General features: G+C 70.7%; 22 protein-coding genes. 8 read left to right on the top strand and 14 right to left on the bottom strand.

The features are described 5' to 3' along the window. Positions 1-40 precede the first annotated feature (40 nt). The 4 genes from BOSE127_RS12630 to BOSE127_RS12615 all read right to left on the bottom strand — a co-directional run bounded on the left by BOSE127_RS12630 (position 41) and on the right by BOSE127_RS12615 (position 5,755). The gene (locus BOSE127_RS12630; RefSeq protein ID WP_442873464.1) at positions 41-2,404 is read right to left on the bottom strand and encodes a beta-glucosidase; all 2,364 of its coding nucleotides are present in this window, start codon (positions 2,402-2,404) and stop codon (positions 41-43) included. A 149-nt stretch (positions 2,405-2,553) separates the two neighbouring features. Continuing rightward, a complete protein-coding gene (locus BOSE127_RS12625) occupies positions 2,554-3,435 on the bottom strand; it encodes a carbohydrate ABC transporter permease (protein ID WP_017886791.1) in 882 nt (293 codons plus the stop codon). Further along, entirely contained in the window at positions 3,435-4,457 is a 1,023-nt protein-coding gene (locus BOSE127_RS12620) for a carbohydrate ABC transporter permease (protein WP_017886792.1), read from the bottom strand. Before BOSE127_RS12620 ends, BOSE127_RS12625 begins: the two co-directional genes overlap by 1 nt. 2 nt (positions 4,458-4,459) lie before the next feature. Next, entirely contained in the window at positions 4,460-5,755 is a 1,296-nt protein-coding gene (locus BOSE127_RS12615) for an ABC transporter substrate-binding protein (RefSeq protein ID WP_017886793.1), read from the bottom strand. A gap of 147 nt (positions 5,756-5,902) precedes the next feature. Between BOSE127_RS12615 and BOSE127_RS12610 the strand changes: the two genes are divergently transcribed. Further along, positions 5,903-6,946 (top strand): LacI family DNA-binding transcriptional regulator, encoded by a 1,044-nt coding sequence (locus BOSE127_RS12610; RefSeq protein ID WP_042537884.1) that lies wholly within the window; start codon positions 5,903-5,905, stop codon positions 6,944-6,946. Between the two features lie 13 nt (positions 6,947-6,959). Here BOSE127_RS12610 and BOSE127_RS12605 read toward each other — a convergent pair whose 3' ends face one another. After that, positions 6,960-7,943, bottom strand: coding sequence for an AraC family transcriptional regulator (locus tag BOSE127_RS12605; RefSeq protein WP_159557455.1), 984 nt, complete (start codon positions 7,941-7,943; stop codon positions 6,960-6,962). Between the two features lie 121 nt (positions 7,944-8,064). On the opposite strand from BOSE127_RS12605, the gene BOSE127_RS12600 reads away from it, so the two are divergent. Beyond that, positions 8,065-8,511 (top strand): MarR family winged helix-turn-helix transcriptional regulator, encoded by a 447-nt coding sequence (locus tag BOSE127_RS12600; RefSeq protein WP_017886796.1) that lies wholly within the window; start codon positions 8,065-8,067, stop codon positions 8,509-8,511. Between the two features lie 95 nt (positions 8,512-8,606). On the opposite strand, the gene BOSE127_RS12595 is transcribed toward BOSE127_RS12600, so the two are convergent. The 4 genes from BOSE127_RS12595 to BOSE127_RS12580 form a co-directional block, all read right to left on the bottom strand. Then, positions 8,607-9,455: a carbohydrate ABC transporter permease gene (locus BOSE127_RS12595; protein ID WP_027464448.1), complete on the bottom strand. Its 849-nt coding sequence runs from the start codon at positions 9,453-9,455 to the stop codon at positions 8,607-8,609. Continuing rightward, on the bottom strand, positions 9,455-10,423 hold the full coding sequence (locus BOSE127_RS12590; protein WP_175470757.1) for a carbohydrate ABC transporter permease: 969 nt from the start codon (positions 10,421-10,423) through the stop codon (positions 9,455-9,457). The genes BOSE127_RS12595 and BOSE127_RS12590 overlap by 1 nt, the downstream gene beginning before the upstream one ends. Next, on the bottom strand, positions 10,420-11,739 hold the full coding sequence (locus tag BOSE127_RS12585; RefSeq protein ID WP_017886799.1) for an ABC transporter substrate-binding protein: 1,320 nt from the start codon (positions 11,737-11,739) through the stop codon (positions 10,420-10,422). The genes BOSE127_RS12590 and BOSE127_RS12585 overlap by 4 nt, the downstream gene beginning before the upstream one ends. A 167-nt stretch (positions 11,740-11,906) precedes the next feature. Further along, positions 11,907-12,923, bottom strand: a complete 1,017-nt coding sequence (locus tag BOSE127_RS12580) for a LacI family DNA-binding transcriptional regulator (RefSeq protein ID WP_175470758.1) — start codon at positions 12,921-12,923, stop codon at positions 11,907-11,909. A 153-nt stretch (positions 12,924-13,076) separates the two neighbouring features. Between BOSE127_RS12580 and BOSE127_RS12575 the strand changes: the two genes are divergently transcribed. The 5 genes from BOSE127_RS12575 to BOSE127_RS12555 all read left to right on the top strand — a co-directional run bounded on the left by BOSE127_RS12575 (position 13,077) and on the right by BOSE127_RS12555 (position 18,215). Continuing rightward, complete coding sequence (locus BOSE127_RS12575) at positions 13,077-14,309, top strand: sugar ABC transporter substrate-binding protein (protein WP_159557453.1); 1,233 nt, start codon at positions 13,077-13,079, stop codon at positions 14,307-14,309. A gap of 148 nt (positions 14,310-14,457) precedes the next feature. After that, positions 14,458-15,318, top strand: coding sequence for a carbohydrate ABC transporter permease (locus BOSE127_RS12570; protein ID WP_017886802.1), 861 nt, complete (start codon positions 14,458-14,460; stop codon positions 15,316-15,318). Then, complete coding sequence (locus tag BOSE127_RS12565) at positions 15,315-16,202, top strand: carbohydrate ABC transporter permease (protein WP_017886803.1); 888 nt, start codon at positions 15,315-15,317, stop codon at positions 16,200-16,202. Before BOSE127_RS12570 ends, BOSE127_RS12565 begins: the two co-directional genes overlap by 4 nt. A gap of 49 nt (positions 16,203-16,251) precedes the next feature. Beyond that, positions 16,252-17,115, top strand: coding sequence for a ThuA domain-containing protein (locus BOSE127_RS12560; RefSeq protein ID WP_017886804.1), 864 nt, complete (start codon positions 16,252-16,254; stop codon positions 17,113-17,115). Between the two features lie 5 nt (positions 17,116-17,120). Next, a complete protein-coding gene (locus BOSE127_RS12555) occupies positions 17,121-18,215 on the top strand; it encodes a Gfo/Idh/MocA family protein (protein WP_159558167.1) in 1,095 nt (364 codons plus the stop codon). A 72-nt stretch (positions 18,216-18,287) separates the two neighbouring features. On the opposite strand, the gene opgC is transcribed toward BOSE127_RS12555, so the two are convergent. The 4 genes from opgC to BOSE127_RS12535 all read right to left on the bottom strand — a co-directional run bounded on the left by opgC (position 18,288) and on the right by BOSE127_RS12535 (position 24,242). Beyond that, the gene (opgC, locus tag BOSE127_RS12550; protein ID WP_159557451.1) at positions 18,288-20,795 is read right to left on the bottom strand and encodes an OpgC domain-containing protein; all 2,508 of its coding nucleotides are present in this window, start codon (positions 20,793-20,795) and stop codon (positions 18,288-18,290) included. Beyond that, the gene (locus BOSE127_RS12545) at positions 20,792-21,202 is read right to left on the bottom strand and encodes an ATP-binding protein (protein WP_017886807.1); all 411 of its coding nucleotides are present in this window, start codon (positions 21,200-21,202) and stop codon (positions 20,792-20,794) included. The genes opgC and BOSE127_RS12545 overlap by 4 nt, the downstream gene beginning before the upstream one ends. After that, complete coding sequence (locus BOSE127_RS12540) at positions 21,199-23,271, bottom strand: glycosyltransferase (protein ID WP_236559547.1); 2,073 nt, start codon at positions 23,269-23,271, stop codon at positions 21,199-21,201. Before BOSE127_RS12540 ends, BOSE127_RS12545 begins: the two co-directional genes overlap by 4 nt. A 185-nt stretch (positions 23,272-23,456) precedes the next feature. Further along, positions 23,457-24,242, bottom strand: coding sequence for a TetR/AcrR family transcriptional regulator (locus BOSE127_RS12535; protein WP_017886809.1), 786 nt, complete (start codon positions 24,240-24,242; stop codon positions 23,457-23,459). 125 nt (positions 24,243-24,367) lie between these two features. On the opposite strand from BOSE127_RS12535, the gene BOSE127_RS12530 reads away from it, so the two are divergent. Continuing rightward, the gene (locus BOSE127_RS12530; protein ID WP_236559546.1) at positions 24,368-25,291 is read left to right on the top strand and encodes an NAD-dependent epimerase/dehydratase family protein; all 924 of its coding nucleotides are present in this window, start codon (positions 24,368-24,370) and stop codon (positions 25,289-25,291) included. Positions 25,292-25,361: 70 nt separating this feature from the next. Here BOSE127_RS12530 and BOSE127_RS12525 read toward each other — a convergent pair whose 3' ends face one another. Next, positions 25,362-26,699, bottom strand: a complete 1,338-nt coding sequence (locus tag BOSE127_RS12525) for a fibronectin type III domain-containing protein (RefSeq protein ID WP_159557447.1) — start codon at positions 26,697-26,699, stop codon at positions 25,362-25,364. Positions 26,700-26,733: the final 34 nt, after the last annotated feature.

Raw genomic sequence — 26,733 nt, 5'->3', positions numbered from 1 at the left:
GTCACCCGGTCACGCCCAGGGCACGTGGTCCGTCACCGGGTCAGACGAGCGACCACGCCACCAGGCGGGGGTCGCCCGGGGTGACCTCGTGCACCGCGCCCGTGACCGCGACGGTGGCGCGCTGGGTGGCGGTGCCGGGGACGGGGTGTCGGACCGGACCGTCGCCCGAGGCGACGATCCCACCCGCTGCCACCGAGCCTGACGGCCGCGACGCCGCCGCGTGCGACGCCACCCAGACCTGCACGTCGCCGGGCTCGACCACCCTGCGCATCCGACGGTCGGTGAACGCGAAGCGCTGCACCGGGACGCGGAAGCGGACCCGCACGGACTCCCCCGCTGCGACCGCGACGCGCGCGTAGCCGAGGAGCTGCACCTCGGGCCGGGTGACGCTGCCGTGCACGTCGTGCCCGTAGAGCTGCACGACGTCCTCGCCGTCGCGCACCCCGGTGTTCCGGACCGTCACCGACACGGTGAAGACGCCGTCGGACCGGACGTCCGGGTCGACGACGAGCTCGTCGTACGCGAAGTCGGTGTAGCCGAGGCCGAAACCGAACGGTCGCACCGGCGTCGAGTCCGCGGCGGTGACGTCGGACGGACCGCCGAGCCGCGGGTGCAGGTACGTGAACGGCTGCGCGCCGGCGGACCGGGGCAGGGACAGCGGCAGCCGGCCCGAGGGCGAGGCCACGCCGGTCAGCAGGTCGGCGATCGCCAGCCCGCCGCCCTCGCCCGGGAAGAACGCCTGCACGACCGCGGACGGGCGCGGCTGGTCGCCGTCGAGCGCCCAGCCGATCGCGTACGGCCGGCCGGTGAGCAGCACCATCACGGTGGGGGTGCCGGTCGCGACGACGGCCTCGACCAGCTCGCGCTGCACGCCGGGCAGGTCGAGCGACTCGGTGTCGTTGCCCTCGCCGACCGTGCCCCGGCCGAACAGGCCCGCCTGGTCGCCGACGACGACCACCGCGACGTCCGAGGCGGATGCGACCGCAACGGCTTCGGCGAAGCCGGCCCGGTCGTTCCCCGTCACGGCGCAGCCCGTGGCGAAGCGGACCGCTGCCGGACCGAGCGCCTGGGCGACGGCTTCGCGGACGGTCGGGATCGCGAAGCCGAGCGGCAGGTCGGGGTGCGAGGCGAGCACGTGGTTGGCGAACGAGTAGCAGCCCTGCAGCGCCTCGGCGCGGTCGGCGTTCGGGCCGATGACGGCGACCGAGGCCCCCGGTGCGAGCGGGAGGACGGGGGTGGTGCCGTCGGCGGTGCCGCTGTCGACGCTGACGCTGCCGCCCTCGTTCGACAGCAGCACGAGCGACTCGGCTGCCAGCCGCTTCGCGAGCGCCTGGTGCAGCGGGGTGTCGAGGTCGATCCCGGTGGGGGCGTCCTCGGCGAAGGCGTCCGGTTCGAGCAGGCCGAGCCGCTCCTTCTGCCGGAGCACCCGGAGCACGGCACGGTCGACGAGAGCCTCGTCCACCTGCCCGCTGCGGACCCGCTCGACGAGCGGTGCGAGGTACGCGTCACCGGTCGGGAGCTCGACGTCGATGCCGGCCTCGAGCGCCAGCGCCGCGGCCTCGCCACGGTCGGCGGCGATGCCGTGCATGACCTCGAGGAACGCCACCGAGAAGTAGTCCGCGACGACCGTGCCGTCGAAACCGAGCCGGTCGCGGAGCAGGCCGGTCAGCAGCTCGCCGTTCGCTGCGACGGGCACGCCGTCGATCTCGGCGTACGAGTTCATGACGCTCCGGGCGCCCCCGTCGCGCAGCGCCATCTCGAACGGCGGCAGGTACACGTCCGCGACCTCACGGGCCCCGGCGTGCACGGGGGCGTGGTTCCGCCCCGCCTGCGACGCCGAGTACCCGAGGAAGTGCTTCAGGGTCGCGTCGACCCCCGCCGACTGCAACCCGCGCACGTAAGCGGTGCCGACCGTGCCGACCAGGTAGGGGTCCTCGGCGATGCACTCGTCGACCCGCCCCCAACGCGGGTCGCGGATGACGTCGAGGACCGGCGCGAGGCCCTGGTGGACGCCGAGCTGCCGCATCGACGCACCGATCGCGGCGCCGACCTGCTCGACGAGCTCCGGGTCGAACGACGCGCCCCACGCCAGCGGCGTCGGGAACGTCGCGGCCTTCCACGCGGCGAGGCCGGTCAGGCACTCCTCGTGGACGAGCGCCGGGATCCCGAGCCGGGTCTCGCACTGCAGGCGGCGCTGTTCCGCCCAGAGCCAGGCGGCACGCTCGTCGGGTTCGACGGGGCGGGTGCCGTAGACGCGGGTGAACTGCCCGATGCCGTCGCGGGTGATGTCCGCCAGGGTGCCGCCCTGCTGCACGGCCGCCATCTCGCCCTGCATGGGGGCGACGACGCCGTTCTGGTCGAGCCAGTAGCCGACGAGCTGGGCGACCTTCTCGTCGAGGGTCATCTCGGCGAGCAGGGCGTCGGCGCGGGGGCCGGAGGGGGTCGCGGTCGCGTCCGTCGCGGTCGCGGTCGCGGTCGTCGCGGTCGCGTCCGTCGCGCTGTCGGCCTGGAGGCGCGGGTCGCGTCCGGCGGTCCGCGTCGCGTCGGTCGCGGTCACCCCTTCACCGCCCCGGTCAGGCCGCCGACGATGCGGCGCTGGAAGATCGTGAAGAACACGAGCGCCGGGATCATCGACATCGAGGTGAACGCGAGCACCTTGGCGGTGTCGACGGAGTACTGCGACGAGAACGACTGGACCCCGAGCGGCAGCGTGTAGGCGGCCTCGTTGTTCAGGATGAACAGCGGCAGGATGTAGCTGTTCCAGCTGGCGATGAACGCCAGGATGCCGACCGTGACGACGCCGGGCAGCGACAGCGGCACGACCATCCGGAAGAAGAACCCGAGACGGCTCGCCCCGTCGATCGACGCGGCCTCCTCGAGCTCGTCGGGGATGGCGCGCAGGAACGGCACCAGGATGATCACGGTGGTCGGCAGCGCGAACGCGATCTGCGGCAGGATCACGCCGGCCAGGCTGTTCGTCAGACCGAGGTCCTTGACGAGCAGGTACAGCGGGGTGATCGCGACGGTGATCGGGAACATCAGCCCCGCGGCGAACAGGGCGTAGAGCGCCCCGCGGCCGGCGAACCGGTAGCGGGCGAGCACGAAGCTCACCATCAGCCCGAGCACGACGACCCCGAGGGTGGTCGTGACGGCGCTGATCGTCGAGTTGCCGAGCTGCTGCCAGAAGATGCCGCTCGACAGCACGGAGCCGTAGTTGCCGAACTCGAACGGTGCCGGCAGCCCGGCGGGGCTCGTGGTGATCTGTGAGTTGGTCCGGAAGCCGCCCAGCACGATGTAGAGCACGGGTGCCAGGTTGGCGGCGACGAACAGGATCGCGACGACGTAGGTCAGCGGGTTGGCGCGTCCGATCGCGGCACTGGACCGGCGCTCCCGCACGGCCCGGCGCCCGGGGGCGACGATGCTCGTGGTGGCCATCAGTTCTTCCTCTCGGTGAGTGCACCCGCGGTGTCACGGCGGAGCACGAAGCGCTGGTAGATCAGGGCGACCACGAGCGAGATCACGAACATCACGACCGCGACGGCGCTGCCGAAGCCGAAGTTGCCCGAGGTCCGGCCGTTGGCGACCATGTACGTCGCCATCGTCGAGGTACCCGCGGTCGAGGCGATGTACTGGCCCCAGATGATGTAGACGAGGTCGAACAGCTGCAGCGAGCCGATGATCGACAGGAACGCCCAGATGCGGATGGTCGGTCCGAGGAGCGGCAGGGTGATGCGCCGCTGGATCTGCCAGTAGCCGGCACCGTCGATGGCGGCGGCCTCGAACAGTTCCTCGGGGATGCTCTGCAGGCCGGCGAGGAACAGGATCACCGCGAAGCCGATGTACTTCCACGAGATGATCACGAGCAGCGTCCAGATGGCGATGTCGGGGTTCGACAGCCAGTCCGCACGGAGTCCGCCCAGGCCGATGCTCTGGAACAGGTCGTTCACGGCGCCGTTCGACTGGAGCATGAGGCTCCACCCGGTGCCGACGATCACCTCGGAGATGACGTACGGCACGAAGACGAGCACGCGGACGAGCCCGCGGCCGTGCATCTTCTGGTTGAGCAGCAGGGCGAGCACGATCGCGATCGGCCCCTGCAGCACCAGCGAGAGCACGACGATGAAGCCGTTGTGCATCAGGACCGCGTGGAACGCCTTGTCCTGGAAGATGATCAGGTAGTTCTGCAGCCCGACGAAGTCGGTGGGCGGGCCGTAGCCCTGCCACTTGAAGAACCCGTAGTAGGCGGCGAGGCCCACGGGCAGGATCACGAACGTGACGAAGACGATGACCGCGGGTCCGGCGAGGACCGCGATCTCGACGCGCTTCCGCCAGTCCGCGATGCGGCGCGTGGTCCGCCGACCGGCGGGGAGCGGCGAACCGCTCCCCGCCGGGGACGTCCCCGCGGCCGTGTCCGACCCGGTGGCCGGAGTCGTACCGAGCGAGGTGTCGAGGGCCATGCTCAGCCCTTGGCCGCAGCCTGGTTGGTGGTCTCGACGATGTCCTTCGCGTCACCCTTGCCGGCCAGCAGGTCGACGACGCTGGTATTCAGCGCGTTGCCGACGTTCTGGCCGTACAGGGTGTCCAGGTACTGCGAGACGAACGGGGCGTCCTGGTAGGCGGCCAGGGCCGACTTCAGGTAGTCCGAGTCGACGACCGACTGGGCGTCCTTGTTCACCGGGATGGCGTTGAAGGCCTTGTAGTACGCCTCCTGGTTGTCCTTCTGCACGATGAAGTTCAGGAAGTCGGTGCACGCCTTCTTCGGGGCCTGTGCGGAGCAGGAGTTGCCGTCGACACCACCCATCATCGACTTCGGGTCACCCTTGCCACCGTCGGTCGCGGGGAACGGGAACCAGCCGAGGTCGGGCAGCGGCTTGGCGTCCGGCGTCAGCGATGCGATCACGCCCGGGTCCCACGCACCCATGAGCTCCATGGCCGCCTTGTGGTTGGCGAGGAGACCGGCGGAGCTGCCGGCACCCTGCTGTGCCGCGGTGGTCAGGAAGCCGTTGTTGAAGGGCTTGGTGGCGTTGAAGTCCTCGAGCTGCTCGCCGGCCTTCGTCCAGCAGGCGTTGTCGAACTTCAGGGACTTCGCCGCGTCCTCGAGCGTCTTCTGGCTGCACTCGCGGAGTGCGAAGTTGTAGTACCAGTGGGCGGCCGGCCAGGCGTCCTTCGCGCCGACGGCGACCGGGTCGATGTCCTTGGCCTTGAGCTTCGTGATCGCGTCGTTCAGCTCGTCCATGGTCGTGGGCGTGCCCTCGATGCCGGCTTCCTTGAACAGGTCCTTCGAGTACCAGATGCCCTCGGGGAGCACCGCGCCGGGCATGGCGTAGGTCTTGCCGTCCTTCTCGTAGCCGGCGAACGTGCCCGCGCTGATGGACTTCTTGGCGTCGGCGCTGATGGAGTCGGAGATGTCCATGAGCTGCCCGGCGGCAATCATGGCGTCCATCTTGCCGCCGCCACGCTGCAGGAACACGTCGGGGGCGTCGCCGGAGTTGAGGGCGGTCTGGAGCTTGCCGTCCAGGTCCTCGTTCTGGATCGCCTGGGTCTTGATGGTGACGTTCGGGTACTTCTCCTCGAACGCCTTGACCGTCGAGGCCCAGTAGGCCTTGCCCGGTCCGGTCGTCGAGTTGTGCCAGAAGGTCATCGTGACCTTCCCGCCGTCCTCGGAGGCATCGCTGCCCGCCGAGCACCCGCTGGCCACCAGTGCGGTCGCCCCGATCAGCGCGATGGCTGCCGCGGCACGGATCTTCCTCGTCATCGTGGAACTCCTGAAGTGTCGTCGTTGACATGGCGCGACATCGACTGCCGCTGCGGAGAGCATGCCTGCTGCTCGGGGGCGGTGTCAATCGATATCGATAACGTTTTCTTAACCGATCGCAGGGTGTCGCAGCGGTACGGTGTGCACATGGACTCGGCACTCGGCGCGCGTCCCGGTGCCGGCCGGGTGACGATCGGCGACGTGGCACGAGCGGCCGGGGTCTCGATCCCGACGGTCTCCAAGGTGATCAACCAGCGCGACGGTGTCGCCGCCGCCACCATGCTCCGCGTGCAGCAGGTGGTCGAGGACCTGGGGTACGAGACCTCGCTGGTCGCCCGGAGCCTGCGCAGTTCGCGGACCGGGGTCGTCGGCATCCTGGTGCCCGAGTTCGAGCCGTTCTCGACCGAGCTGCTCCGAGGCATCTCGCGGGCGGCCACCGGCACCGGCTACGAACTGCTCGCCTACGCCGGCCTGATGACCGGCGCCGACCGACCCGGCTGGGAACGCCGGTCGCTGTCCCGACTGTCCGGCACCCTGATCGACGGCGCGATCGTGGTCACCCCGACCACGGCCCTGTCGAGCTCCTCGATCCCCGTCGTGGCGATCGACCCCCACACCGGGCCGGAGGGCCACGCCACCGTCGACGCCGACAACGAAGCCGGAGCCGTCCAGGCCGTCGAGCACCTGCTCGCGCTCGGGCACACCCGCATCGCGCACCTGCAGGGTCGCGCCGACCTGGCGTCCGCCCAGCTCCGTGCCGCCGGCTACCGTTCCGCCCTGACCGCCGCCGGCATCACCGTCGACGAGTGCCTGCTGCGCGACGGCGGCTACCAGGAGGACCAGTCCGCGGCCGTCACCCGGGAACTCCTGGCCCTCGACGACCGCCCCACCGCGGTGTTCGCGGCGAACGACTCGTCGGCGATCGGTGTGCTCCGCGCCGCGGCCGAGGTCGGGCTCCGCGTTCCCCAGGACCTGTCCGTCGTGGGCTTCGACGACGTGCCGCAGGCCTCCACCACGACCCCGCCGCTCACCACGGTGTCGCAGCCGCTCGACGAGCTCGGGTCGCACGCCGTGCAGATGCTCCTGACCATGCTCCGTGGCGAGCCGACCACGGACCACGTCCGGCTCCCCACGACCCTGCGGGTGCGGGCGAGCACCGGCCCGGCGCCGCGACCCACGGCAGGCCGCTGAGCACCCGTCGTCGTCAGCGGCGCAGGGTCTGCTTCGGGTACTCGCCGAACCGGGCCGCGTACGCCGCCGAGAACCGGCCGAGGTGGGCGAACCCCCACCGTCGGGCGACGTCACCGACGACCCCGGCCTGCGGGTCGAGCTCGAGCAGTTCGCCGCGGACCCGGTCGAGCCGGACCTCGCGCAGGTAGGTCAGCGGCGACACGTCGAAGACCCGGCGGAACGACTCCTGCACCGACCGCACGCTCAGGCCGGCGACCTCGGACAGCTCCTGGACGGTGACCGGCTCGGCGGCATGGGCGTGGATGTACTCCACCGCGGCCCGCAACCGGGCGTTCCGGGGGAGACCGAGCACCGCGGGCAGGTCGTCGGCCTGCGGCGGGAACGTGTCCAGGAACGCGGTGGCGGCCGACCGCTTGGCCTCGTGCCACGCGTCGGAGTCGGGCCCCTCGGCTCGCAGGGCACGCGACAGCGCCACGAGCGCCTCCTGCCAGCGCTCCGCGGTGTCGGGCTCCGGTACCCGGGTCGGGTCGAACCGCAGCGGCGCCGTCTCGACCTCCAGGTGCTCGTACGCGACGCGGTGCACGTAGTCACGCCCGAAGTGCACCAGCCGCTGGTCGTGGTCCTCGGCCGTGAACACGAAGTCGTCCTCGGGCGGCAGGAGCACGGGGACGTCGCGGCGCAGCTGCATCCGCGCACGCCCGGAGTCGAGCGACGCGGTGCCGCTCGTGATCCACGTCACGACGTAGTCCGCCCCGACGGGCACCGAGCCACGCACGGCACCGCGGAGCCGCGAACGCCGGATGCTCACCTCGGAGTCGCCGACGGCCGTGTACCGGTACGAGAAGTCGTCGTCGATGCGCCGGACGGACCACCGATCGGCACCGTGGACGGCGGCGAGGTCGCGCTCGGCGGCGTAGGGGTCCCCGCCGGCGACCTCGAACCGCACCGGTTCGCCGGCCCGGTCGGCACCCTGCGGGTCCGGGACGGGGTCAGCCACGGCGCCCTGCTCCCGACGCCGCCACCCGGACCGTTCCACGAACCGCGCTATGTGGATACGCTGGGGTGGTGACTGCGGCGTATCGTGACCCGGACGAGACCCGTGCAGAGGGGGCGCTGTCGTGAGCGATGTCGACCTCGACGCAGCGCTGACCCGGCTCGAGGCCGCGGTCTCCGAACTCCGCGGGCGGCTGCGCGACGAACTCGGCGTCTCCGGCGGCGACCTGACGCTGCTGCAGTTCGTGTCCCGCGCCGAAGCAGCGGGCCGGACCGTGCGCGTGAAGGACCTGTCGAAGCACCTGGGACTCACCGGCCCGGCGGTCACCGGCATGGTGGACCGACTCGAGCACAGCGGACACCTCAGTCGCGTCCCGAACCCCGACGACGGCCGGAGCCGGTACATCGAGCTGACCGATGCCGCCCGCCGCGACTACACGCGCGCGATGGACGGCACGAACAAGCACCTGCACGACCTGATGGCCTCCTTCTCGGAACGGGAGCGGGCCAGGTTCGTGCGGATCATCGACCGCATCGTCGCAGCCGTCGATCTCGGCGCACCGAGCCCCTGACGGCAGGGTACGGGCGGTCAGCGCGACGCTCGGACGAATGTCCAGCATGCGCAGCTAGGTAAGTTCTCTACCTATCTCCGCATGCCGGACACCCGTCACCCCTTGACGGCGCCGGAGGTCAGACCGGACACGATCGAGCGGCGGAACACGAGCACCAGGATCACGATCGGCACCGTGGCGGCCACGCTCGCGGCGAAGATCTGCGCGAACGGCACCGTGAACTGCGTCCCGAAGAGCGCGATGCCGACCGGGATCGTCCGGAACGAGTTCTCGCTGTTGAAGGTCAGCGCCATCAGGAACTCGCTCCACGATGCCGTGAAGGTGAAGACGCCGACCGTGAACAGGCCCGGCTTGGCCATCGGCAGGATCACGCTCAGCACGGTGCGCCACGCCCCGGCCCCGTCGATCTCGGACGCCTCCTCGATCGTCGACGGGATCCCCTGCAGGTAGTTCCGCATGATCCAGATGGCGAACGGCAGGTTGAACGCGACGTACGGCACGATCAGACCCGGGTACGAGTTGAGCAGCCCGAGGTTGCGTTCGAGCAGGTACAGCGGCGTCAGCACCGCGATCGCCGGGAACACCGACAGCATGAGCAACGAGGTCATGATCGCCGTGCGGCCCCGGATGAACCGGCCGGCCAGCGCGTACCCGGCCAGGAACGCCAGCGCGAGCACGATCACCGTGGTCGACACCGACACGATGACGCTGTTCACCATGTACTGGCCGAGCGCGTTGTCACGGAAGGCCACCACGAAGTTGTCGAAGGTGAACGACTGCGGCCACACGGTGGGCGGCGACTGCCCGATCTCGGACGCCGGCTTGAGCGACGTCGTGACGAGCCAGTACAGCGGCAGCGCCGTGAGCACCGCGATGACGACACCGCTGACGTTCACGGTGTTGACCCACTTCCGCCAGCCCTTGCGCACACGTTGACGGGGCATCAGTCGTCCCCTCCCTTCGCCTGGTTCCGGAACGCCCGGAGGAACAGCAGACACCCGGCCGCGACGATGATCGCGGTCGAGGTCGCGATCGCGGCGCCCGGACCGATGTTGATGTCCTGGAAGAGCACCTTGTAGCCCATGATCGCGAGCGACTGGGTGGCGGTGCCCGGTCCGCCGTTCGTCAGCACGAACGGCAGGTCGAAGACGCCGAACGCCTGCAGGATGCGGAACAGCACCGCGATCGTCAGGGTCGGGGTGAGCTGCGGCAGCACCACACGCCAGAACGTCTGCCAGGTGCTCGCGCCGTCGAGCTCGGCGGCCTCGTAGTGGTCCTCGGAGATCTGCACCAGCCCGGCGAGCAGGATGATCGCGACGAACGGCGTCGTCTTCCAGATGTCCGCGACCATCAGCCCGGTGATCGCGGGCACCGGTTCACCGAGGATCACCGGAGCGTCCCCGAACAGACCGAAGAACCACGTCGCGACACCGTAGGTGCTGTCGTAGATGTACTTCCACAGCTGCGCGTTGACGATGGTGACGAGCGACCACGGGATGAGCATGAGCGCGAGCATCCAGCCGCGGGTGGCCCCGAGCCGCTCGAGCACCAGCGCGACGAGCATGCCGAGCACGAGCTCGACCGAGACCGTCACCACCGTGTAGAGCACCGTGAACCCGAGCGCCCGGTACCAGTCGGCACTCTGCAGCAGGGCCGCGTAGTTGTCGAACCCGAACGACTGGATGGTGAAGCCCTCGTAGCCGACCTCGACGTCCGCGAAGCTCAGGACGACCGAGTACACGACCGGGAAGATCGTGACCGCGGCGACCACCAGGAGCGCCGGGGCCGCGAAGCCCCACGCACCCCGCGAGCGGATGCGGTCGAGACGCGACCGCCCCGTCGGCCGGGGCGGCGGATCGACGCGACCCGTGCCTCCAGGCCGTGCCGGACGTGTCGCGGTGCCGGCGCTCACAGCGCAGCTCCCTGCAGTGCCAGCGAGATGGCGGAGGCCATCGCGCTGGTGCCGCCGTCGACGGACGCCTGCCCACCGAGGATGCTGTTGCCGTTCTGGTAGATGCCCTGCGACACCTTCGGGTAGTAGGCGGTCGAGGTCGGGCGGGGCACGAGCGTGATGCCCGCCGCCGTGTCGTAGGTGGGACGCTCCTGGCGCTTCGCGTCCTCGCTGACGAGCGAGGCGCTCCGCGCCGGCAGGACGCCGCCCTCGCGGGTCAGGAACTGCTGCGCGGTCTCGCTCGACATCCAGCGCGCGAAGGTCAGTGCCGCCGCGGGCTCCTGCGTGTGCGGGTTGATGTAGTTCCCCCACCCGCCGATCGTCGAGTGGTGCTCGTCCATGCCGTCGAACGTCGGCCGGGCGGCCAGACCCACCTTGCCGGCGACCCGGCTGTCCGGACCGTTCGCGATCCCCCACGCGTACGACCAGTTGCGGAGGAACGCCGCACGGCCGCCGGAGAACGCGTCGTTGGTGTCCTGCTCCTGGTACGTCAGGGTGGCCCGCGGCGACGCCCCCTCGGTGATCAGCGAGCGCATGAACTCGAAGGCGCGCTTGGTCTCGGAGCTCGTCGTCTCGGGCTTGGTCAGGTCGTCGTTGAGCAACGACCCGCCCGCGTCCGCGACGAACTCGGTGACGTTGCAGGTCAGCCCCTCGTACACGTCGCCCTGGAACGCGAACCCGTAGCTGACGTCACCGGTGTCGACGAGCTTCGCGGCGGTCTCGCGCACTTCCTCCCACGACGCCGGCACCTGCAGGGAGTGCTTCGCGAGCAGGTCCTTCCGGTACAGGAAGAACGACTCGTCGATGTAGAGCGGGAACATGTAGTACGTGCCGTCGACGCTCGCCGCGAGCCGGAGCCCCTCGGGGAACTGGTCGAAGAAGTCCTCGCCGACGAGCTGGTTCACCGGGGTCGCGAGCTTGTTCTTCGCGAACTGCCCGGGCCACGCGACGTCACCCAGGTAGACGTCCGGCGTGCTGCTGCCCGCCGCGATCTGGGTCGTCAGGCTGGTCCGGTTCGTGTCGGTGTCGCTCGGGGCACTGACGATCCGGACCCGGATGTTCGGGTGCTCCTTCTGGAACTCCGCGATGAGCCGACGGCGCAGGTCACCCCCGTCCTTCGAGGCGACCTGGCCGGCCCACCAGCTGATCGTCGCCTCGCCCTCGGGCGGTTCGGTGGGCCAGTCCTCGACCCGCGTGCGCTCGGGTCGGGTGGAGCAGCCGGCGAGCAGCAGCACCCCCGCTCCCCCGAGCATGAACGTCCTCCGGTCGATGGCCATCCGTCCTCCTCGACGTGTGGTGCTGCGAACCTGTGCATCCACACAACCAGGCGGAGCCTGGGCTGTCCGCAGGGATCTGTCGCTTTCGCTGGTGGCTCCGTGGGGCCGGGGGCGACGGCCTGGAGGCGCGTGGCAGGGACGACCCGCGCCTCCGGACCGGCGGGTGGTCAGGCCGGGGCGGGGGCCGTGGACTCGGCGATCCGCAGCGTGCACGGCAGCAGGAAGTGCGGCAGGTCCTCCGAGGTGCCGTCGAGCTGCTCGATGAGGGCGTCGGCGGCCCGCACGCCGAGCTCCGGGCCGGGGGCGACCATCGTCGACAGCCGCGGGTAGTGCTGGTCCGCGTTCGCCTCGGACGACGCGATGCTGAGCACCGAGACGTCCTCGGGGACCCGCCGCCCGGCGGTGTACAGCCCGACCAGGACGCCGGCGGACGAGTCGTCCTTCATCACGAGCACGGCGGTGACGTCGGGGTCCGCCGCGAGCAGGTCACTCGCGGCCTGCCGGCCGCCGTCACTGCCGGGCCCCGCCGTGACGATCGTCCCGGTCAGTCCGCGCTCGACCATCGCCTGCCGGAACGTCGACTCGACGCGCAGGTGCGGTGCGTAGCCGGCCATCGGGGTGCCCTCGAGGTCCTCGAGGACGAGCCCGAACCGCCGGTGCCCGAGGGCCTGGAGGTGGTCGAGGCTGTCCTCGATCGTCGTCTCGAAGTCGATGTCGACGAAGGGCAGCCCGCTGCTGTCGCGGGTCCGGCCGATCAGGGTGAACGGCACGTCGAGGTCGGTGAGGACGGCGACGCGGGGGTCGTCCATCCGCACCTCCATCAGGATGACGCCGTCCACGAGTCCGCCCGACACGAGGTCGTCCAGGTCGTCGCCGGCGGGGTCCACGGGCCAGAGCACGAGGTGGTACCCCCGCTCGGACGCACGCTCCGCCGCGCTCATGAAGAACTGCGAGGTGGTCGGGCTGAAGCGGTTGCCGGTGGTCGGGAACAGCAGCGCGATGATCCGGGTGCGTCGGCTCGCGAGCGCACGGGCGACGACGTTGCCACGGAACTTCAGCTCGCGCATCGCGGTCCGCACCCGCGCCGTGGTTCCGGGGGTCACGTACTTCGTCCCGTTCACCACGAAGGACACGGTGGCGATCGAGACCCCCGCCCGATCGGCGACCTGCTGCATCGTGGCCATGCCGCTGATCCTAGCGCTCGCCGTGTCAGAAAAGCGCTTTACAGGTGAAGCGCTTATCTGTTAGCTTCTCGCCCCAGGAGCACAGCGACGATGACGTCAGCGGCCTCGTCGATGCGTGCCTGTCCCAGCATCCGTCAAGAGAAGAGCTCTGCAATGAAGCAAAGATTCCCCTCCCAGTCGCGCCGGACCCGCGCCCTCGTCGGCGCCGTCGCCGTGCTCGCCACGGTCCCCCTGGTCCTGTCCGGGTGCTCCGGCTCCGGATCGGCCTCGTCGGGCGGCAGCAAGGCCCTGACGATCGAGGACTACTACGACGCGAACTACAACCCGGTCTACAAGCAGTGCGCCAAGGAAGTCGGCGCGACGGTCACGATCAACCACGTCGCCGGCGCCGGCCTGATCTCGAAGGTGCTGCAGCAGGCGTCGTCGAAGACGCTGCCCGACGTCCTCATGCTCGACAACCCCGACGTGCAGCAGATCGCGTCGTCCGGTGCGCTGTCCGACCTGTCGGCCTACGGGCTCGACGCCGACGGCGACGTCCCCGGCGTGAAGGCGGCGAGCACCTACAAGGGCAAGCTCTACGGCCTGCAGTCGAACACGAACTCCATCGCGCTCTACTACAACAAGAAGCTGCTGGCGGACGCCGGTGTCCAGCCGCCCAAGACGTGGGACGAGCTCAAGGCCGCCGCGAAGCAGCTCACCAAGGGTTCGACCTACGGCTTCGCGATGAGCAACATCAACACGTACGAGGGCACCTGGCAGTTCCTGCCGTTCTTCTGGTCGAACGGTGGTGACGAGAAGGACATCGCCACCGCGGACGCCGCCCAGGCCCTGCAGCTCGTCGAGGACCTGCAGGACGACGGCTCGATGTCCAAGAGCTCGATCAACTGGGCCCAGGCGGACGTCAACAACCAGTTCCTGGCCGGCAAGGCCGCGATGATGATCAACGGCCCCTGGCAGCTCCCGGCGCTCAACGAGAAGAAGAGCCTCGAGTTCGACAGCGTCCCGATCCCGACACGCACCGGCGAGGCCACGGTCGCACCGCTCGGCGGCGAGGCGTTCACCGTCCCGCAGACCGGTGACAAGGACAAGATGCAGCTCGCCGGCAAGTTCGTCGGCTGCCTGCACACGCAGAAGATGCAGAAGGCCCTGTCCGAGGTGAGCGGCAACGTGCCGACGAACCTCGAGGCCGGCGCCGCGTGGGCGAAGGACCACCCGCAGGTCGCGTCCTTCGTGACCACGGTGCAGACCGCTCGCGCTCGCACCGGTGAGCTCGGACCCGACTGGCCCAAGGCCGCCACGAAGATCTACACCGCCGTCCAGCTCGCCCTCACCGGCAAGGCCAGCCCCGAGGCAGCGCTCAAGCAGGCGCAGTCCCAAGAGCAGTAGTCCACGGGGAGCCGGCCGACCGGTCGGCTCCCTCCGGCGACTAGGAAAGGACCCCGGCGTGAGCGCCTCGACACAGACACGACCACGGACGATCCCGCCCGTGACGACACCCCGACCCGGGCAACGACGAGCCCGGTTCCGATCCGGCGTGACCCGATGGCTCTTCGTGGTGCCAGCGGCGGTCTTCGTGGCCGTCTTCTTCGGCTACCCGGTGGTGAAGAACATCGTCATGTCCTTCCAGGACTACACGACGGCGACATTCTTCACCGGCGAGGCCCCCTGGGTGGGACTCGCCAACTACATCTCGGTGTTCCAGAGCTCGGTGTTCACGACGAGCCTCGTGAACACCGCGCTGTTCACGGCGGGCTCGATCATCCTGCAGTTCGTCATCGGGCTGAGCCTGGCGCTGTTCTTCCGCCGGCACTTCCCGCTGTCGGGCTTCCTGCGGGGACTGCTGCTCCTGCCGTGGCTGCTGCCGCTCATCGCGTCCAGCGCGGTGTGGAAGTGGCTGCTCGACCAGGACAGCGGCGCGCTCAACCAGCTCCTCGGTGTGGTCGGCATCGCCCCCGTGCCGTGGCTGGTCAGCCCGAGCCTGGCGCTCATCGCCGTGATCGGCGTCAACGTCTGGCTCGGCATCCCGTTCAACACGACGATCCTGTACAGCGGTCTGCAGTCCGTGCCGCCGGAACTCTACGAGGCCGGCTCGCTCGACGGCGCCACCGGGTTCAAGGCGTTCTGGTACATCACCTGGCCGAGCATCCGGTCGGTGGTCAGCGTCGTGATCGTGCTCGGGGTCGTCTACACGTTGAAGGTCGTGGACATCATCCTCGGCCTGACCGGCGGCGGCCCGGCCAACTCGACCCAGACCCTGGCCACGAACGCCTACCACCAGTCGTTCATCAACTTCCAGTTCGGCATCGGAGCCGCGGTCAGCAACGTGCTCATCGTCGTCTCGTTCGTCTTCGCGATGGTCTACATCGCGATCTCACGGAAGGCGGTCGACGAATGAGCGTCGGACTCGCGAACCAGACCGTCACCGCCACCCGCGCGATCACCACCAAGAGCGCCCGTGCCCCCCGGCCACGCGGTTCGGCGAAGGGGATCCCGTTCACGATCCTCGGCTGCGTGTTCCTCGCGATCATGGTGTTCCCCGTCTACTGGATGGTGAACACCAGCCTGCAGGCGACGTCCGGGGCCGCCACGGCCACGTGGTTCCCGTTCTCCCCCACCTTCGCCGGCTACCAGGCCGCGTTCGCCCAGCAGGGGCAGAACTTCGTCTCGAGCATGATCATCGGACTCGGCACCGTCCTGCTGACGCTCGCCATCGCGACACCGGCCGCGTACGGGCTCGCACGGTTCCGGATGCGCGGCGGCCGGGTGTTCCTGCTCGTGCTGCTGATCACGCAGATGATCCCGGCGATCGTCATCGCGAACGCGCTGTACACGCTGTTCAACAACATCGGGCTGCTCAACAGCTACGTCGGGCTGATCCTGGCCGACAGCGCGGTCCAGGTGCCCTTCGCCATCCTGCTCATGCGGGCGTTCATGGAGTCGATCCCACCGAGCCTGGTCGAGGCGGCACTCGTCGACGGCGCCAGCGACTTCCGGGCGTTCGTGTCGATCGTCGTGCCGATCAGCCGGAACGCCATCGTCACCGCGGCGCTCTTCACGTTCCTCGGCGCGTGGGGCGACTTCCTCATCGCACTGACCCTGACGTCGACGACCGCGGTCCGACCGATCACGCTCGGCATCTACAACTACATCGGCTCGAACGTCACCGACTGGGGTCCCGTCATGGCGACCTCGGTGCTGGCGTCCCTGCCCGCCGCCGTCCTGCTGATCTTCGCGCAGAAGTACATCTCCGCCGGTGCCCTCGGCGGTGCCGTCAAGTGACGGCACCGGACCGAAGCCGCCACGCATCCCAGCCAGAAAGGCACACACCATGACCACCACCCCGCTCCGCATCACCGTCTGGGGCGAGAACGTCCACGAGCAGGTCGAGCAGCACGTCGCCGAGCGGTACCCCGACGGCATGCACGGCGCGATCGCGGACGGCATCCGCGAGCACCTGCCCGAGGCCGTCGTCCGGACCGCCACCATGCAGGAACCGGAGCACGGCCTCACCGACGAGGTCCTGGCGGACACCGACGTGCTCACCTGGTGGGGGCACGCCGCACACCAGGACGTCGACGACGCCGTGGTCGACCGGGTGCACCGGCACGTGCTCTCCGGCATGGGGCTGCTCGTGCTGCACTCCGGCCACTGGTCGAAGATCTTCGGCAAGCTCATGGGCACCACCTGCACCCTGCGGTGGCGCAGCGAGCACGACCAGGAGCTCGTCTGGACCGTCAACCCCCAGCACCCGATCACCCGCGGGGTGCCGAACCCGATCGTCATCCCCGAGCAGGAGATGTACGGCGAGTACTTCGACGTCCCGACGCCCGACGAGCTCGTGTTCATCTCGGGCTTCACGGGCGGCGAGGTGTTCCGGAGCGGCATGACGTACCGCCGCGGCCTGGGGAAGATCTTCTACTTCTCCCCCGGTGACCAGGACTTCCCCGTCTACCACCACCCGGACGTCCGCCGGGTGATCGCGAACGGCGCCGAGTGGGCACGGCCGGAGCGCGAGCGCGAGATGCCGACGCTCCGCCGCTACGACCTGGGCGAGTACTTCGACGGGCAGCACTACCGCGGCCCGTTCGACGACGCCGAGCCGGAGACGGCCGCCCCGGCGGCCGCCGAGCCCGCGGTCACCGAGCCGGCAGCCAGTGCGCCCGCTGCCGAGCGCGACGGGGCGCAGGCGTGAGCCCCTTGCGCGTCCTGCAGATCGGCGCCGGCGGGATGGGGCGGGCCTGGCTCGCCACCGTCGCCGCCGACCCAGAGGTCGAGCTGGTCGGCATCGTCGACCTCGACCTCGACGCCGCGCGTGCCGGCGCCGCACACGCCGGCGACCCGTCGATCCCGGTCGGCACGGACCTGACCACGCTGGCCGCCGAGACCGGGGCCGAGGCCGTGCTCGACATCACCGTGCCGGTCGCGCACCACCCGGTCACCATGCAGGCGCTCCGTGCCGGGCTCCCCGTGCTCGGCGAGAAGCCCGCCGCGCAGACCGTCGCCGAGGCGCTGTCGCTCGCGGCAGCCGCCGAGGCCACCGGCAAGCTGTTCATGGTGTCGCAGTCCCGCCGCTACAACGACCAGCTCGTCGCGTTCCGGCAGCACGTCCGCGACCTCGGTGTCGTGGGCGGGCTGAGCACCCGGTTCGCGAAGGCACCGCACTTCGGTGGCTTCCGCGAGGAGATGGACGACGTCCTGCTGCTCGACATGGCCATCCACGCCTTCGACTCGGCGCGGTACGTGCTCGAGCGCGATCCGGTGTCGGTGTACTGCGAGTCGTGGAACCCGTCGTGGTCCTGGTACCGGGGCGACGCGGCCGCCGCCGCCGTCTTCACGTTCGAGGACGACGTCCGCTACGTCTACGACGGCTCCTGGTGTGCGCCGGGTGCGGAGACCTCGTGGAACGGCGACTGGCGCGCCTCCGGAGCCGCCGGCACGGCACTCTGGGACGGCGACCACGACCCGTCGAGCGACCTCGACGGCACACCGGGGTCCCCGGTCACGGCACCGTCGGTGGGACACGAGATCGCCGGGTCGCTGGCGTCCTTCGTCCGGGCCGTCCGCTCCGGCGAGGTGCCGGACGGCGAGGTGCACGGCAACGTCATGAGCCTCACGATGGTCGACGCCGCGATCACGTCGGCGCGCAGCGGGCGCCGGGTCGTCATCGACGAGGTGCTCGAGCAGGCACACCGGGACGCCCTGGCCGCCGAGCAGGACGACGCGGTCCGCGACCGCCTGGCGGCGTGGCAGTCGGTCCGTGGCGCGCTCCGTGCGCGCCTGCCCGCGTCCTGAGACGCGACCGCAGGACGGACGGGAGGCCCGTGGCGACACCGCCACGGGCCTCCCGTCCGTCGGAGCGCGCGATCAGCGCGGGATGACGGAGAACAGGAACTTCTTGCGGACCATGTACCAGGCCAGCAGGATCAGCGCCGTGTGCACCACGAACCCGATCCAGAAGTCGCCCCACGGCACACCGGGGATCGACGCGATCGCCAGGGCGAAGAACACCTGCCAGACGAACACGTACAGGCTCGCCTGCCCGAGCGGGATCCAGAGCCAGCCGATGGCGGCGGCGATGGGCTTCCAGAACACCGTGAGGATCGCGTAGGACACGACCGCGAAGAACGCGATGTCCGCCAGGCGGCCCCACTGCAGGTCCACCCGCTGGTACGCCGTGTTGTACAGCGACTGGTACATCTCGGCCGGGAACGGCACCGGGGTGAACCCGAAGTGGTCACCGGCCCAGACGTAGACCAGGAACGCCGCGTACCCGCCGACCGCGATGCCGACCAGGACCTTGCCGAGACGCCCGGTGAGCGCGCCGACGATCTGCCGCCGGTAGTACCCGAGCACGAGCCCGTGGGTGAACACGACCTGCCAGGTGAACAGGGGGAACACCGCCTCGAACTGCGAGTTCAGCGGGCGGAAGTCCGGGTTGAGCGCCTGGAACACGTAGAGCGCCCAGCTGGCGGCGAGGAGCGCCCACCAGAACCCGCGGCGGATCACCCAGATGAACGCCGGGATGAACAGGCTCAGCACCACGAACAGCCCCATGATGTTGAACGGCCACGGCCCCATCTCGAGCAGCAGGAACTGCCGGATCGCGTACCAGGGCGGCGGGTACGCGAGCAGCTGCATGACGTTCGGGTACAGGTCGTAGACGCGTCCCTCGGCGTCGACCCCACCGAGGCCGGTGCCCCGGTCGGTGAAGGTCGTGATGGCGTCGGTGTTCAGGAACGGCACGAAGCTCAGCACGAACACGACGGCGATCACCACGAGCGTGACGACGTACTGCTTGCGTGCGCGCTTCCACGCCCCGATCGCCGCAGCCCACTCGCCGAACTTCTTCACGGCGAACGGGTACGTCATGCCGAGCACCATGCCGGACAGGAACACGAACATCTCGGCGCCGGTGATCGCCCCGACGGCGTGCAGCGTCAGGTACGAGTACGGTCCGCCGATCTCGATGTGGGTGATCACCACGGCGAGGATGATGAACCCGCGGAACAGGTCGAGGCGCAGGTCACGGCCGGGCTTGCCGTCGTCGGGGTAGCGCCAGCTCGGCAGCAGCCGCCCGAAGACCCCGCTCAGCAGGAAGACGATCGCCAGGCCCGCGGCCAGCCAGACGATCCACGCCATCTGGTCGCCGCCGGTCTCGTACTCCTGCGAGATCGCGGCGTTGCCCTGCTGCACGGTGACGCGGTCGGTGACCGGTCCGAAGGCGAAGTCCCCGGACCGCTCGAGGTCGGCGCGGAAGGCCTTCGCGACGTCCGGGTCCGCGGTGAGTCGCCAGTCGGCCACGCGGTTGCCGGCTTCGGGCTCGCGGCGCTCCGCCTCGAGCACGGTCATGCCCCGGATCAGCGGACGCTCCTGCACGGCGGCGAGCACCTGCCGCCACCAGCTCCGCTTGACCTGGAGCTCGGCGTCGCCCTGCAGCTCCCGGTTGTACAGGGCTCCGGTGTCGAGCAGCATCGGGCGGTCGTCGGCCACCGCGAACCGGTCGTAGAACGTCTCCGACTGGGGTTGGTCGTAGCCCCAGTCCTCGTCGAACCGCGACTCGACCTCACCGCTGCGGGTGAGTGGCACGGCACGACCGGCGGCCTCGGTCGGGTCGCCCTTGCCGTACGAGAACATCGACAGCCCGACCCAGTCGACGGCCTCGGCCCCCGGCCAGTAGGGGCCGTACGGGTCGTCGGCACCGGTGAGCTGTCCGTCGCCGTTGGTGTCCGCCTTCGCGACGTCGATCACCGACAGGTCCCGCAGCCGCCCGGCGGACTCGCCGAACGGGTAGCCGGCACCGTACCCCGGGGACCACACCATGAGCGCGTCCGACGCGCCCGCGTGCACGGTCGTGGCGAGCGCCCGGAACGCCCGGACGAACTCGGTCGGCTGCTGCCCCCACCGGACCCACGTGCCGTTCATCTGCGGTGCGAACCGGACGAGCACCTGGGTGTCGTACTGGTCGTGCAGGTCCTCGAACACGGAGTTGACGGCGCGTGCGTCCCCGGCGTCGAGCGACCGCAGCCTGCGGTCGGGTTCGAGGCTCACGACGAGCACCGCACCCTGGGTCGCCGCCGCGCGCGCCGACCGGAGGAGTTCCTGCTTGGCCGGGCCGTCGAGCGGGTAGTCGACGGAGACGCCGTACATCGACGGCGTCGCGCCGAGCCGTCCCTCGTAGCCCTCGGGCGAGTCACTCGCCCAGTCGAGGTCGGGGCCGAACCACGTCGAGCCCCCCGCCGGCTCGACGGCGGCGGCCCGCTGCACGGGTGACGCCGACGCCGCGGACGCCACGGACGCGGGCAGCGCACCACCGAGCAGGAGCGTGGCGATCGTGACGAGGAGGGCGAGGGCGCGGGCCACCTGCTGCTTCACCGGTCGCACGCGAGGATCCAGACGTTGTGGCCGGACTCGTGCCGGTGCTCGAGCCGGTCGAGCGCGGCGATCGCGAGCGCCAGCCCACGCCCGCTCTCCTGCTCGACGTCGGCCATGGTGACGGCGCTCAGGTCGATGTCGACGGGCATCCCGTTGTCGGTCAGCACCGCGGTCAGGGCCTGGTCGGTGGCCTGGAGGCGCACGGAGTACCGGCGCCCGGTCCCCCGGTCGGCGCGGACGGTGTGCTCGACGATGTTCGCGGCGACCTCGGCCAGGGCGGTCTCGAGTGCGAAGCGGAGCCGCACGTCGTCGATGCCGAGCCCGTCCCACCACGCGGCGAAGCGGTCCTGCACCTCGTTGAGGGAGTCGGGCGTCGCGGCGACCTCGAACGTGGTCTCGGTGCTCACAGGGGCCCTCCGGCGGTGCTCGACTCGTGTTCGGACTGTGCGGGGGTGGCCGGGCCGCGGTACCGGACCGCGCGGATGACGATGCTGAAGATGAACAGGTCGAAGACGACCCACGCGGTGTTGACGAGCGGCGCGATCCCCTCGGCCTGACCGGTCAGGTACCGGATGACGATCATCACCAGGGCGGCGACCAGGGCACCCATCGCCCAGAGCTGCGGCTTGACCAGGTCCCACCGCGGCTTCTGCTCGGTCTCGTCGCGCACCTTCGGGGTGACGCGGAACCCGAGCGGCTTGCCCCGGAAGACGTTCTGGAAGGCGCTGGTCACCGACTCGATCCAGATCGGGAACAGGGCGAGCGAGTACTGCTGCCCGCGCCAGGTCGGTCTGCCGGCGGCCACCACGCAGAACAGCAGCTGGTTGCACACCAGGAACGGGATGAGCCGGGCGAAGAAGTCGACGCTGTAGGCCTGCACGGGCACGACCCCGAACGACAGGCAGAGCACCGGCGCCGCGATGTAGACGATCGCGGCGAACCCCGACAGGTAGCTCCACATCGTCGAGAAGTACATGAGCCGCTGCCCCCACGACAGCCCCTTCTGCACCAGGGGGTTCTCGCGGAAGAACACCTGCATGGTGCCCTGCGCCCAGCGCAGTCGCTGCACGAGCATCGTCGGCAGGTCCTCGGGGGCCAGGCCCGTCGCCAGGATCTCGTCGTGGTACGCCGACTTCCAGCCGAGGCCGTGCAGGCGCATCGCGGTGGCCATGTCCTCGGTCACCGAGATCGTCGCCAGCGGCATGATCGGCTGGGCCTCGTCGTCACGGTTGACGTCGAGGGCACGGGCGAGCACGGCGATCGACTCGATGGCGGCGACCGGCGAGGCCTCGCGCCGCCCGAGCACGTCGAGGGCGGCGTCGTCGAGTCCGGCGAAGGTGTTCGCGTCGGTGGACATCGCCGCGAGCTCCTGCAGGTCGTTCCGCACCGATTCGAGGTCGGCGGCGGCAAACCGGAACGCGATGGCGTCGATCCCCCGCTGGAACGCGTAGGTCACGTCGCCCAGGGGTTCGCCGGACCGGACCTGCTCGCGTGCGCGGTCGACCACGCCCTCGGCGTCGTCGAGGGCATCGAGCACGCGCGGGTCGGTCTCGGTCTCGCGGGAACGGGCGAGGAGCTTGCGCGACGTGGCGAGGGTGCGCTGCACGGACGCCTCGACCTCGGCCACGTAGCGCGAGATGCCGAGCTGCATGAGTGCCTCACGCCGCAGGATCGCGTTCGACCCGCAGAAGAACGCGGCGTTCCAGCCGTCCTTCGACTGCTGGATCGGGCCGTAGAAGAGCGGTGCCTGGCTGCCGAGGGGGTCGGCAGCGGGGACGTTCTCGAACCACTGCGGCGTCTGCACGAGCGCCATCTGCGGGTCCTTGAAGTAGCCGAGGGTGCGGTCGAGGATCGCCGGGTCCGGCACCTGGTCGGCGTCGAGGATGAGCAGGAACTCGCCCTGGGTCGCGAGCAGGGCGTTGTTGAGGTTGCCGGCCTTCGCGTGCCGTGGCCGGTCCACCCAGTCGGCGCCGCGCGTGATGACGCCGATGCCGAGCGCTTCGGCCGCCGCGCGCATCTCGGGGCGGTTGCCGTCGTCGAGGATCCAGGTGGTGTGCGGGTGCGTGATCGCCTTCGCCGCGCGGGCGGTGCGCTCCACCAGGTCGACCGGCTCGTTGTAGGTCGTGATGAAGACGTCGACGGTGACGTCGGTGGACGGCTTCGCCGGCGGTTCGCCGCGCTCCCGGAGCCGCCAGGCCCCGAGCGCGAAGAGCAGCGAGTCGATGACGCTGTAGGTCTCGGCGAGGATCAGCGGCACCGCGATCCACCACGAGTGCCAGTTCACCGAGGCCGCCCAGCGCCACACGATGTAGTTCACCCCGGCGAGGGACGCCAGGAGCGCCACGGTCCGCACGGTGACCAGGCGCCGGCGGGCCGTTCCGGTGGTGAGTCGGCGGCGGTCCTGTCGGCTGACGTCGAGCGCGGTCACCGGGTCGCCCCGACCGTGGTGCCGTCGCACGTGCTGCGTCGCAAGCATGCCTCCTGATCCGCGGGCCCCGGCCGCAGCGCACGCCCGAGAGTGGTTCCGTCCGGCAGCTGACCCGGGGGCCACCGTGCCGGTCGTCCGCTTCGGTCGTCGGGCACGACCTGGGCGTGACGACCTGTCTACCGCACGGGTGGGGAGTCTGTCAGGTTGCTCACCCGATCTGGGGACACGGCGTCTCAGAAGACGGCGGTGAACCCCAGGTCGTCGGCCAGGCGTGCGATGACCTGGTCGAAGTACGCCGCACCGTCGGACACGGACCCCACGAAGTGCCCGAAGAGCTCGAACGAGATCGTCCCGAACACCGTCGTCCAGGCCATCAGCGTCCGGACCAGGACCTCGTCGGGCAGGGAGATGCCGAACGAGCGCAGGGTGGCGACCCCGTCCGCGACGGCGGGACCGGCCACCCCGGGAGCCGCCGTGGGCGCGGTGGGTGATCCGGGCCTCCCGGCCGTCCCCGGCGTCGACGTGACGGGCGAGCCCGACGTACCCGATCCGCCCGACGCACCCGACGCACCGGGCGCACCGGAGCCGACGGCGTCCGCGACCACGCGCACCAGGGCGAGCGTCGTCCGTGTCGCGGGTGCGACCGTCTCGCGCGGCGCGGCGTAGCCCGGTACCGGCGAGCCGAAGAGCAACGCGAAGTCCCCCGGGTGCGCGATCGACCAGTCACGGATCGCCCGGCACATCGCGACCCAGCGCGACCCGGCATCGGGTCCGGCTGCCGCACCGGCGGCCTCGACCGCGGCACCGAGCTCGTCGTAGTCGGTGATGAGCAGGGCGGTCAGCAGGTCGTCGCGGCTCGGGAAGTACCGGTACACGGCCGACGAGACCATCCCGACGTCACGGGCGACGGCACGCAGGCTCAGGGCCGCAGGACCCTCGTCGGTCAGACGGGTGCGTGCCGCGGCCAGGATGTCGGCGGTGACCGTCTGCCGTGCGAGCGCTCGGGCGGTGGGTGCCATCCGTCGATCCTGGCACGAGAGAGCAGCGCACACAAAGGAGAGCAGTGCTCTTGCTTTTCCGCGCAGGAGCGGTCATGCTCGCTTCCGAGAGCACTGCTCTCGCATCGACCAGGAAGCAGGAGACCATGTCCCACCACATCGTGATCGGCGCCGGCCCGGTCGGCCGCCACGTCGCCGGACTCGTGAACGCCCGGGGCGACCGCGTCACCGTCGTCTCCCGCTCCGGGCGCAGCACCGGCGTCGCCGGGGTCGAGCACCTCGCGCTCGACGCCTCCGACGCCGACGCGCTCACCCGCGCCGCCGAGGGAGCGGCCGTCCTGTACAACTGCGCGAACCCCGGCGACTACACGCAGTGGGAACGCACCTGGCCCCCGCTCGCCGCAGCGCTGCTCACCGCGGCCGAACGGACCGGTGCGACGTACGCCATCACCGGGAACCTGTACCCGTACGGCCCGGTCGACGGGCCGATGCACGAGGGACTGCCGGACGCCGCCACGGACCGCAAGGGCGTGCTCCGGGCGCGGATGTGGGCCGACGCCCTCGCCGCGCACGACGCGGGCCGGATCCGCGCCGTCGAGGTCCGCGCCTCGGACTACCTGGGGCCCGGGATCGGCGCGAACGGGCACGTCACGCGCGTGCTGCCGGCGGCACTGCGGGGCCGGGAGGTGTGGATGGTCGGCCGCACAGACCTGCCGCACACCTTCACCGACGTGCTCGACGTCGCCCGGACCCTCGTGGCCGCCGCCGAGGACGAGAGCGCCCACGGCCGCACGTGGATGGTGCCGAGCAACCCCGCGCGAACGCAGCGCCAGGCCCTCACCGACGTCCTCGCGGCGACGGGGAAGCCCGCGGTGCCGGTACGCCGGATGCCCGCGGCCCTGTTCCGCGTCGGCGCCCTCGTGTCGCCGATGCTGCGCGAGCTGGCCGACCTGACCTACCAGTGGACCGCGCCGTACGTGGTCGACGACGCCGAGAGCCGCACCCGCTTCGGCATCGAGCCGACCCCGTGGGACGAGGTGTGCCGCCGCACGGCCGCCGGCGTGGCCTGACCGCGAGCCACACACGGAAGGGGGTAGGACGCACCATTGCGTCCCACCCCCTTCCGCCTCGCACCGCCGGTCAGATCACCAGCAGCCTCGAGTACTGCGCCACGTCGAGCTGCTGCGCAGCTCCACCCGCGGCGGGGACCTTCCACAGCCCGACCGAGGGGCCGCTCTCGATCGAGACGAACACGTCCCCGTCGGCGGAGGCGGCACCCAGGTGCTCGCCACGCGACCCGGCGGTCAGCCCGGTCACCGGCACGGTCGACGTCCCGCCGCTGCCGACCACGAGCTTGTCCGGGATGCCGCGGTCGATCGTGCACCCGCCCGGCCGGTACTCCGACGGGGCGGGGCAGAACTGCGCCGACTGCAGGAGCGAGAAGCCATCCGCGTTCGCGGCGGCGTAGTCGAACGCGTACCGCGGTTCGATCTTCGTCAGTTCGGTCGCACCGGGCTTGAGCTGGTACCAGATCCACGACCCGGCGGCACCGGTCGATCGGATGTCGACGTAGACGTTGCCCTGGGAGTCCGCGAGCACACCGGCGGGGTAGCCGACGATCATGCCGCTCGGCCCGGTGAACGTGCGGGGTGCGATGCCGGTGCCCTTGACGTACGGCTGGCTGACCGTTCCGCCGAGCACGACGACCTTGCCGTCCGGGGTGACCGTCCAGAAACGCTGATCGCTCCCGACGGCTTTGCCACCCAGGTCGAGCACGGTCTTCTGGGTCGAGGTGCCGACCGGCAACTGCTGCACCGCGCCGGTCACCGAGTCCGTCCAGTACAGGTTGCCGGCGACGTCCGCCCGCAGGTCCGGGGTCAGGTGCAGGCCGGACGCGATGACCGAGATCCCGCCGCCGTCGGCCGGGTGCAGCAGGATCGCGGTGCCGTCCGCCGTCGGGGTGAACACGTCACCGTCGGCATTCGCGGCGAAGCCCTCGACGTCCCTCGCGACGACGGTCTTCGCACCGCTGCCGGAGTCCGCGAACCGCACGACGTCACCGTTGCCGTCGAGCCCGAACAGCGACTGCGTCGTCTCCGGCTCGGGTGCGGGTGGTGCCGTCCAGCGCAGCGTGATCGTGCGGCCGGTCCCCCGGTGTCCGAGGGCACGGAGCGAGAACCGGTACGTGGTCGCGGGCGAGAGCTCGTCGAAGCGGTCGGAGCGGGCACGCTGGTGGAGTCGGTCGACCTGACGGTCGTGCCGGTTCGCGACGGCGGCGACCGCGACCTTCCAGCCCGTCACCTTCGCGCCGTGCTTCGGGCCACGCCACGTCAGCGTGGCGCTGTCGGCGTCGCCGGTGACGCGGACGGCGGTCGGTGCTCCCGGCACCGACGACCAGGAGGTGTGCGCCGTCGCAGGCGCCACACCTCCGAAGACGAGCGCCGCGGCGGCGACCGCGGTGATGAGTGCTCGGTGCACGATGTTCCCCTGCCTTCTCCGCGGCTCCCTGCGT

The organism is Curtobacterium sp. 8I-2 (assembly GCF_902506155.1).
Lineage (GTDB): Bacteria > Actinomycetota > Actinomycetes > Actinomycetales > Microbacteriaceae > Curtobacterium > Curtobacterium poinsettiae.
The sequence above is the reverse complement of the archived record's forward strand: the minus strand, read 5'-3'. Positions and strand labels throughout refer to the sequence as shown.

What these genes read in the sequence shown, in the direction of transcription:
- BOSE127_RS12610 (WP_042537884.1), top strand. Translation starts at nt 5,903, where the DNA reads ATGGACTCGGCACTCGGCGCGCGTCCCGGTGCCGGCCGGGTGACGATC.
- BOSE127_RS12615 (WP_017886793.1), bottom strand. Translation starts at nt 5,755, where the DNA reads ATGACGAGGAAGATCCGTGCCGCGGCAGCCATCGCGCTGATCGGGGCG.
- BOSE127_RS12565 (WP_017886803.1), top strand. Translation starts at nt 15,315, where the DNA reads ATGAGCGTCGGACTCGCGAACCAGACCGTCACCGCCACCCGCGCGATC.
- BOSE127_RS12595 (WP_027464448.1), bottom strand. Translation starts at nt 9,455, where the DNA reads ATGCCCCGTCAACGTGTGCGCAAGGGCTGGCGGAAGTGGGTCAACACC.
- BOSE127_RS12630 (WP_442873464.1), bottom strand. Translation starts at nt 2,404, where the DNA reads ATGACCCTCGACGAGAAGGTCGCCCAGCTCGTCGGCTACTGGCTCGAC.
- BOSE127_RS12620 (WP_017886792.1), bottom strand. Translation starts at nt 4,457, where the DNA reads ATGGCCCTCGACACCTCGCTCGGTACGACTCCGGCCACCGGGTCGGAC.
- BOSE127_RS12580 (WP_175470758.1), bottom strand. Translation starts at nt 12,923, where the DNA reads ATGGCCACGATGCAGCAGGTCGCCGATCGGGCGGGGGTCTCGATCGCC.
- BOSE127_RS12530 (WP_236559546.1), top strand. Translation starts at nt 24,368, where the DNA reads ATGTCCCACCACATCGTGATCGGCGCCGGCCCGGTCGGCCGCCACGTC.
- BOSE127_RS12625 (WP_017886791.1), bottom strand. Translation starts at nt 3,435, where the DNA reads ATGGCCACCACGAGCATCGTCGCCCCCGGGCGCCGGGCCGTGCGGGAG.
- BOSE127_RS12535 (WP_017886809.1), bottom strand. Translation starts at nt 24,242, where the DNA reads ATGGCACCCACCGCCCGAGCGCTCGCACGGCAGACGGTCACCGCCGAC.
- BOSE127_RS12540 (WP_236559547.1), bottom strand. Translation starts at nt 23,271, where the DNA reads ATGCTTGCGACGCAGCACGTGCGACGGCACCACGGTCGGGGCGACCCG.
- BOSE127_RS12575 (WP_159557453.1), top strand. Translation starts at nt 13,077, where the DNA reads ATGAAGCAAAGATTCCCCTCCCAGTCGCGCCGGACCCGCGCCCTCGTC.
- BOSE127_RS12585 (WP_017886799.1), bottom strand. Translation starts at nt 11,739, where the DNA reads ATGGCCATCGACCGGAGGACGTTCATGCTCGGGGGAGCGGGGGTGCTG.
- BOSE127_RS12560 (WP_017886804.1), top strand. Translation starts at nt 16,252, where the DNA reads ATGACCACCACCCCGCTCCGCATCACCGTCTGGGGCGAGAACGTCCAC.